This window comes from Nocardiopsis lucentensis DSM 44048, from assembly GCF_000341125.1.
In the GTDB taxonomy this organism is placed as follows: domain Bacteria; phylum Actinomycetota; class Actinomycetes; order Streptosporangiales; family Streptosporangiaceae; genus Nocardiopsis; species Nocardiopsis lucentensis.
Map to the genome: position 1 here is coordinate 1 of NZ_ANBC01000913.1, position 8,164 is coordinate 8,164.

4 protein-coding genes and 2 pseudogenes are annotated in these 8,164 nt (G+C 69.0%); 3 read left to right on the top strand and 3 right to left on the bottom strand.

The features are described from left to right. A pseudogene (locus tag D471_RS37280) lies at window positions 1–1,393 on the top strand (IS1634 family transposase); the annotation flags it as partial. A gap of 95 nt (window positions 1,394–1,488) precedes the next feature. On the opposite strand, the gene D471_RS0131395 reads toward D471_RS37280, so the two are convergent. After that, the gene (locus tag D471_RS0131395; protein WP_017602278.1) at window positions 1,489–3,255 is read right to left on the bottom strand and encodes a stealth family protein; all 1,767 of its coding nucleotides are present in this window, start codon (window positions 3,253–3,255) and stop codon (window positions 1,489–1,491) included. A gap of 515 nt (window positions 3,256–3,770) precedes the next feature. On the opposite strand from D471_RS0131395, the gene D471_RS40605 reads away from it, so the two are divergent. Both D471_RS40605 and D471_RS40610 read left to right on the top strand, forming a co-directional pair. Beyond that, window positions 3,771–4,181, top strand: a complete 411-nt coding sequence (locus tag D471_RS40605; RefSeq protein ID WP_161630138.1) for a transposase — start codon at window positions 3,771–3,773, stop codon at window positions 4,179–4,181. A gap of 4 nt (window positions 4,182–4,185) precedes the next feature. Continuing rightward, a pseudogene (locus D471_RS40610) lies at window positions 4,186–4,405 on the top strand (IS1634 family transposase); the annotation flags it as partial. Between the two features lie 45 nt (window positions 4,406–4,450). On the opposite strand, the gene D471_RS37285 reads toward D471_RS40610, so the two are convergent. Next, the gene (locus tag D471_RS37285; RefSeq protein WP_152486527.1) at window positions 4,451–7,348 is read right to left on the bottom strand and encodes a tetratricopeptide repeat protein; all 2,898 of its coding nucleotides are present in this window, start codon (window positions 7,346–7,348) and stop codon (window positions 4,451–4,453) included. 40 nt (window positions 7,349–7,388) lie between these two features. Further along, complete coding sequence (locus tag D471_RS0131410) at window positions 7,389–7,724, bottom strand: trypco2 family protein (protein WP_017602281.1); 336 nt, start codon at window positions 7,722–7,724, stop codon at window positions 7,389–7,391. Window positions 7,725–8,164 lie beyond the last annotated feature (440 nt).

The window sequence follows — 8,164 nt, forward strand, 5'->3', positions numbered from 1 at the left end:
CCAGCGCCTCCATCCCGGCCAACAGGCCCTGGACCTGGACGTGACTCCGGCCCCCTCACCAGAGTCCGAGACCGCGCCCCGCAGCCGTTCCAGCACAGGTGGTGCGCGGGTCGTGGGCACCCGCTCCGAGCTGCTGTGGAACGTCCTGGCCGACGTCTAGCAGCGCATCGGGTTCAACACCGTGCGCGACGCCACCTTCGCCAAGCTCGTGCTCGCCCGGATCGTCGAACCCACCTCCAAGACCGACACGCTCCGGGTCCTGGACGAACTCGGGGTGCCCGCGCCCTCGCTGCGGACCGTCTTCCGCTGCCTGACCCGCTGCCAACAGCGCGACTACCGCACGTCCGTGGCCGACGCGTGCATCGCCCACGCCCGCTCCACCACCGGCCTGGCCCTGGTCATGTACGACTGCACCACCTTGTACTTCGAGGCCGAGAAGGAGGACGGCCTGTGCAAGGTCGGGATGAGCAAGGAACGCCGCGTGGACCCGCAGATCCTCGTCGGCCTGCTGGTGGACGCCACCGGATTCCCGCTGGCGGTGCACTGCTTCGAGGGCAACAAGGCCGAGACCAAGACCCTCCTGCCCGTGATCACCGAACTGGTCGAAGGCCTGCCCGAGGCTGAGGACGTCGTGGTGGTCGCCGACGCCGGCATGCTCTCGGCCGCCAACCTCAACGCGCTGGGAGAGGCAGGGCTGCGCTTCATCGTGGGCTCGCGGATCACCAAGGCGCCCTACGACCTGGCCGAACACTTCGAAACCCAGGGCACCTACCTCGAAGACCGGCAGATCCTCGAATCGCAGCGGGTGATGGGCGCCGGTCGGCACGCGCGCACCCGTCGGGTGGTCTACCAGTACCTGTTCAAGCGCCACCAGCGCGACCAGCAGGCGATCAACGCCCAGATCGCTCGGGCCGAGAAGGTCACCGACGGGAGCAGGCCGTTGAAGAAGGACCGGTTCGTGCGCCTGGACGGTGCGGACAAGGGCGTGGACTGGGGCCTGGTCCAGCGGGCCCGGGACCTGGCCGGGCTGAAGGGCTACGTCACCAACATCGACCCCGAAGCGATGGGCGGCCAGGCGGTGATCGACGCCTACCACGACCTGTACCAGGTGGAGCGGTCCTTCCGGATGGCCAAGTCCGACCTGGCCGCACGTCCGGTGTTCCACCATGTGCGGGAGTCGATCGAGGCGCACCTGACCATCGTGTTCACCGCTTTGGCGGTCTCCCGACACCTGCAGGCCGCCACCGGGGTGTCGATCCGAAAGATCGTGCAGACGCTGCGTCCGCTGCGGTCCGCGGTCATCGAGATCGGCGGCCACCGGCTCACCGCCGAACCCGACATCCCAGAGACCGCCCGCGAGATTCTCGACAGCCTCAAGGATCGGGGTGACTAAAATTGGCACGAGTCAGCTCTGGCGTGTGCCGGGATCGCCTCCCGGCACACCCGTCGTGCGGGCGGTCTCGTTGGTCGCCGCCCATGCCCGCGTGCCTACCCTGTCGTCCTCTCGTAGGGGGAGGGGAAGGGGAAGCGGGCCTGGAGGAAGTCGCCCACCATCCGGTTCACGGATTCCTGGGCCTCGGGGGGCGTGTCGAAGTCGTTGAGGCAGAAGAAGTCGACCTCCTCGGAGGCCTCCAACCGGTCCAGGCGCTCCCTGGCGTCGGGGGCGCCGATGTCGACGTAGCGCATCCGGAACTCGCCTGGTACCGCCCGGCCGGTGAGCAGCGCGTAGTGGTGGTGCATCGTCGCGGCGAACCCCACGTCCGACAGGGAGCGGAACCGTGAGCGGGTGGTGCGCGCCACCTCCTCGGGATACCGCTCCTCCAGGTCCAGCATCACCCGGCGGATCTGCGGGTGCGGGGTGTGCTTGAACTTGTGGGTGATCTGGCGTCCGAACTGCTCGGCGAACAGGGCGCGCACGTTCTTGCCCGCCGAGTTCGGTGCGACCTCCCCCTCGACCGGTTGGCCCACGCCGAACTGGAAGGGGGAGAAGGGCAGTTGGGCGATGCCGTTGGCGTGGAAGAAGTCCTCCGCCCGCACGGGGCGGGCCAGGAACACGTCGTCGTTGAAGTACAGGTAGTGCTCTGAGAGCCCCTCGATGTGGTGCAGCCGGGTGCCGATGGCGTGGGAGTTGAAGGTGGGCAGCGCGTCGTGGTCGGCGAAGATGTCGCGGTGGTCCACCACGGTGATACCGGGCGCGTCGGTGTCCAGCCATGCGGGGACCTGGTTGTCGGTGACCAGGTAGACGTGGCGCACGAACGGCGCGTACATCCGCAGTGAGCGCAGCGAGTAGCGCAGCTCGTCGTGGCTGGTGCACCGGGAGGCGTTGGCGGCCAGAGTGGCCGTACCGCCCTTCCGGTGGCGGGCGCGCTTGGCGGCGTGTTCGGGGTCCTCGCCGTCGACCCAGGTGTAGACCACGTCCACGGGGAAGTCGACCTGGTCCACCAGGGTCCAGGTGAAGGGCTCGAAGGTGGGGTGCTGGCGTCCGGCCACGGTCAGCGTGGCGGGTTTTTGCTCGGCGCGGGGCAGGACGTCGGCGACCCTGTTGCGGCGCGGGGCCACCAGGGAGTCGGCCAGGACGTCGTGGGGTGTCTGGGAGCGCAGTTTGGCCAGGATCTCGTGGGCGTTGTCGCGTTGGAGGAGGGTGGCGCCGTCGCGCCAGAACTCCACGTCGCACCCGTACTCGAACCCGGCCAGGACGCGTCCGGCGGGGGACAGGAGGGGTTCGGCGAAGCGGATGGTCAGGGAGGATTTGATCTGCTCGTCGAGGGCCCCGTCGACGTAGGCGGAGGCGGCCGCGGTGCTGCCCTGGGGGCCGGGCTTGACGGCATAGAGGGCGCTGGAGGCGTGCAGCTCGCGCATGGTCTCCAGGACGCGTTTGCGCTCTGAGCGGTGGACGCCGACCACGTGCCGCAGCGGGGAGCGGCCGCGGACGAGGAAGTGGTCGATTCCGGCCTTCTCCAGGGCGTCGGTGACCAGGCGCAGGTTGTGCGCGGAGGCGTCGGCGGCGGTGAAGTCGTCCACGACCCGCCCCAGGAGCTCGGTGCCGTCGGCGGTGAAGGTGCGCACCGTCGGATCGCCGTCGAGCAGGTTCTGGCGTCGCTGGGCGATCTTGGCCAGTCGCTTCCGCTCGGCGGCCTGGCGGCGTTCCTCGGCGGCTTGTTCGGCTGCCTGGCGGCGCTCCTCCTCCAGGCGTGCCTTGGCAGCGGGAGGCAGGAGTCGTTCACCGGCTCGCTTCACACGTGCTGCCAGGGCCATGGGGAGAGATCCTTCGGTTGAGGTGGGGTGGCTGTGGGGTGGGTGGTGAGCCACGTCGGAGGAGCGTGGGTGTCAGGTGTTCATGAAAAGGACGAATGGGTCTCTTGTGGAGTTTACTCCTATATGAGATCGAGACTCGCGCGGTATCCACACCCTCTGGCCTCGGCCGGAGTGTCCAGGGGCCGATGCGGTGCGGGCTCACCTCACGCGGTTCCCGGCGCTTCGGTTGTGCGCTGATGGAGATGAGCCAGGTGTCGGATCGGCGGTGGGATCCGCTTCCGCGGGTGGAGAACGTGAATGTTGCGGGAACTGGACCGGCCGTGGCGCGCGATCGACTCGATGGACATGTGTGCCGCCAGGAGGGAGGCCTGGCGGACTCTGATCTGGCCTGCGCGCAGGGGGCGGTGATGGTCACGGGGCGTCACAACGCAGGTGCTCGAAGTATCTTTTGGTTCCATGTCCGGAGCGGAAAGCCTTCCGAGGGCCCCTATGGCCGAATCTGGCCATCCTGTTCCTTGTGCGACAAGAGTCCAGGAGAGGAGTACGTCCTGGCGGGGGCCTACAAGTACCCGAAGGAGTTCCGGCGCAACGCGGTCGAACCGGTGCGCTCCAGCCATCGGCCGATCTCGCACATCGCCGCCGAACTGGGCGTGAACCACGAGACGCTGCGCAGCTGGGTTCGAGCGGCGGAGAAGTCCGAGGCGCCCGGAGCCGCTGCGGAGGCGGCGTCGGTTCGAAAACGCCCCGCATCGCCGCGGGATTCATCCGTTCCGTGGGGTTGGACCCTGACCCGTTTCCGTCAACCGTCTGATCAAAGATCAGTGGCGGGTCAGCGCGATGAGGCCGGCGTCACAAGCCGAAAACCCCTGGAGATGCGTTTTTCTGGAATCACCTGCACCGGCCAGGCCGCAACCCATATCGCCTAGAGCCATGTACGTGAAGACCGCCAAGCGGGAGAACGGGCCCGGCGCCGTTCGCTACCTGCACCCGGCCCACAAGGAGGGGGACCCGGCCAAAGAATGGGCGGTGACCGAAGCGCCGTTCATCTTCGGGCCGCGCCGACCGGTTCGACCGTGATGCCGTCAAACGCCTGGTCGCTTCCTTGTCGAAGCTGCTGGATCCGGGCCGGGACCTGGCCGCGACCGCCGCCCTGCTTGGGTGGTCTGCCCTGCCCTGAGCAGTGGCCGATGTCGTACTATTCCTGCCCGAAATCGGGGTTCCTGAGGGCTTCGAGTAACTGGCGAGAACGCTCCAGGTCTTCCTGGGGCACGGCAGGACGTTTCTCCGTGAGAGCTGTCCTCATGTCGAGGGCCTCGGTGATCGCCTTCAGCGCTTCTTCGATTCGCCCCATGTTGGCCAATTGGGCGGCTCGGCTGTGCAGGGAAGAGACGAGGCCGGGGAGGTGGGCGTCTGTGCGTTGCTCGGCCAGGGTGCGGCGGATGCGGACGGCTTCGGTGATCGCGTCCAGCGCTTCTTCGGCACGCCTCGCGCCGGCCAGGTGGAAGGCTTGGTTGTGCAGGGACATGGCGAGGTCGGGAAGGTGGGTGTCGGGGTCCTGTTCGGCCAGAGCCCGGTAGTGCTTGGCGGCTTCGGTGATCGCGTCCAGGGCTTCCTCGGTCCGGCCCGAGTTCGCCAGGCGGTTGGATCGGTTGTTCAGGGATGATGCGAGGTTGGGTAGGTGGGTGTCGGGGTCCTGTTCGGCCAGAGCCCGGTAGTGCTTGGCGGCTTCGGTGATCGCGTCCAGGGCTTCCTCGGTCCGGCCCGAGTTCGCCAGGCGGTTGGATCGGTTGTTCAGGGATGATGCGAGGTTGGGCAGGTAGGTGTCGGGGTCCTGTTCGGCCAGGGTGCGGCGGATGCGGACGGCTTCGGTGATGGTCTCCAGTGCTTCTTGGGCTCGTCCCAGGTCGGCTAGGCAGAGGGATTGGTTGTTCAGGGCTGATGCGAGGCTGGACAGGTAGGCATCGGAGTCTCGCTCGGCTCGTTCGCGATAGCCCTCGACCATGCGGGCGGTCAGCCGCGCGGCCCACACCGCCAGCCGCTGACTGAACCGGGGAAGAGCATCGGAAAGCTTGTCGAGGACCTCCAGAGAGGTGCCGGGGGCGTCTGTCGCGTCCTCCAACGCTCGAATGAGCGGGTCGGGGCTCTCGGTCTGGGTGGCCACCTCGACGACCGCCGAGCCCAGCAGGTCTATGCGGCGTACGCACAACCGGGTCAGATGTTCTCCCACTCCGGTCAGGGCTGGGTGCGCGGCCGCGCGGGCGTACAGGACCATCAACCGTTCGGCATCCGCGGCGGTGATGCCGTCCAGATGGCGGTCGAGGAGAAAGGGGTTGCCTTGGAGCCGTAGGCCGAGGAAGTACTCCAGGATCCGGTCGGGCTGCAAGCACCCCCATACACCGCTCCCGGCCCCGTCCGTGGGGTAGAGGGTGCTGATCCACTCACGGATCTGGCGTTTGCGGGCGGTGGTCTGCCCCTCCAACACCGCCGCGTCCCTCAGGAGGCGGTCGGCTTCCTCGATGCTGGTGGGGGTGAGGAGGAAGACCAGGGCCAGCACGTCCCGCAGCGGTTGCGCGAGGTCGGCGTCGTCCAGGCCGTAGGCGGTGGCGGTCTGGTCCCAGTACCGGTACTCGTGGGCCAGCACCCGCCCCTCCACCGCACCGTCGGTGGTGATGAGGTGCGCGGGTTGGGTGGCGTCCAGTAGGTCGGCCAGGGCGCGCATGTGCACACTCAGTACGGTCTCCCACTCCGCGCCGGACAGGTCCGGATCGGCCAGGCCGGCCACGACCTGGGCCCAGTCGGCCGGCTGCGGTGTGCGGGCCGAGGGCAGGGCGGCGACGAGGTGGCCAAGGGCGGTGCGGTACTCCTGGGCGCGCTCGAGGTCGCGGGGCACCAGTGGTGGCAGGGGGAGTTGTTGGCCGATATCGGCCAGGAGGTAGCTGGTCGCGGTGTTGACCTGCTCCCACCACTCGCCCAGGGCGCGTACCAACAACAGCAGCCGGACGGGGGCATGGCCTGGGGGCCGGTCGCACAGTTGGAGCAGGCGGATCAGTTGTGTGGTGCGAGTCTCGGCGTAGTCCACCACCACCAGCAACGGGGCCGTGGTGTCCTGGACAGGGTCGAGTGCGTCGGGGGCGGCACTGCCGGTGAGCCACAGGGTGGCCCATCGACGTCCTTGGGCGTAGGGGTGGGACAGGCGTGCGGTGAGTTCGTGGGCCAGGCGGGTCTTGCCCTGCCCGCCGGGTCCGTGCACCACCATCGCCGCGAGGGGTTCTTCGCTGTCGCACCAGTCCAGCAGGGTCCCCATGGTTTCGTCGCGGCCGTGGAAGTCCACCACCTGACGGTGGGCCTCCAACAGCGAAGCGGGGGAGAGTCGGCGGTGTGTGCCCGGATTGTGGGCCAGGTGGGCGAGCTCGACCGGCTCCAACACCAGGGGCACGCCGTGCTCGGCCAGCACCGCCCGGAACGCGGGGTCGTGGTGCAGGACGTAGGCGGGAACGATCTCCAGGGCGGCGTGGTCACGGTGTTCGAGGTCGGCGGCCACCACCCCCACCAGGAGTTGGCCCTCGGCGCAGCGCATGGCGGCCCCGGACAGACCCGCCCACAGTGAACGTCGCTGCCCGGCCTGTTCCTGCTGTCGGATTTCGTGGGGGTACCAGCGGGGCGGGTGGGCGCTCAGGTCCATCACGTGCCGGTGGTTGACGAAGTGGTTGCCCGGGGCCACCGTGCCCACCGTTTGCGCGGTCTCCGCGGCCCGCCCGGGCCGTTGGACCAGGTCGGGAAACCCCCACACCTCGCCCGGGGTGTGGGGGGTGGTGGTGACCAGCCGCCCCCAGCGGGTGTTCACCGCGCGCTCGACCCAGCCAGGGTCGGTGACCTTGACCAGCGCCGCGTCGTCGTGCCCGTGAGGGGTGCCGCGCCAGACCACTTCTCCGCTGTAAGGCTGGTGGTCGGTGGCGGTGTGCACCCGAACCTGCCCACCGGGCGCGGGAACGGTGTGGGCGCTGGTCAGCACCAGGCGTGGGGCGATCACGTACCCTGACCCGCTGCCGTCGGGGGTGGTGATGCGGGTGATGCGTTGGGCGGTGTCCAACACGCTCTCCGGTCACGGGGACGAGGGGTCGGGAGTGGGTGCGTCAGCGGGTGTAGGCGGGAGGCGGTGTGGTGCCGGTGTCGTTCTGGGTACTGGTGATGGACACATCCCCGTCTCGGGTGTCCTTGGGGCGGGGGGTGAGGGTGAAGGACACCCGGTGGGTGCGGGCCCGGCTCGCCCCGGTTTCGATCTCGCCGGAGGCGATCCACGCGGAGAGTTTGCCCTTGGCCTTGCCGTCGACGCGGAACTGGACCTCGAAGTCCATCTGGATGGGCCCGACCGTGAAGGTGAGGTCGGGGCTTTGGGCTTCGGCCTCCTCGACCGCATCGGTCAGCTCCTCGCGCAATGTGCGCACGGCGTCGGTCAGGCGGAGTTCCACGCTGGTCTCCTCGAAGGGCAGAGGGTGAAGAGGGCGATCCTACGATCGCAGAACCCGCGCCGCGGCGTGGACGGGGGGAGGCGGCCTGGCCGGATCTGGCCAGGCCGCCTCCCGAGACCGGTGTCGAGCACCGGAGGTGGACGGGGTCTCGGACCGATCGAGGCGGTGATGCGTGCCGGGATTGCTTCGCGGCACGCACCCTCTCCGACCACTGATGCCCGGGGCCAGACTCGTCCGGAGCACGCCGATGTCCGTCGGGTTCGCGTGGAAGATCCCGTGCCTGGCGGCGGTCCCCGCCGATCAGTCGTCCGCCCGGCGATGAGCCACGCGCCGCCGTCGGGCGCCGTGTCCAGCAGCCGGGCGTGGACGGTGGCCCGGCGTCGGACGGGCTGACCAACGCGCTCGCCAACGCCGCCACCAGCGAGCCGCGTCGGCTCCCC

What these genes read in the sequence shown, in the direction of transcription:
- D471_RS0131395 (WP_017602278.1), bottom strand. Translation starts at nt 3,255, where the DNA reads ATGGCCCTGGCAGCACGTGTGAAGCGAGCCGGTGAACGACTCCTGCCT.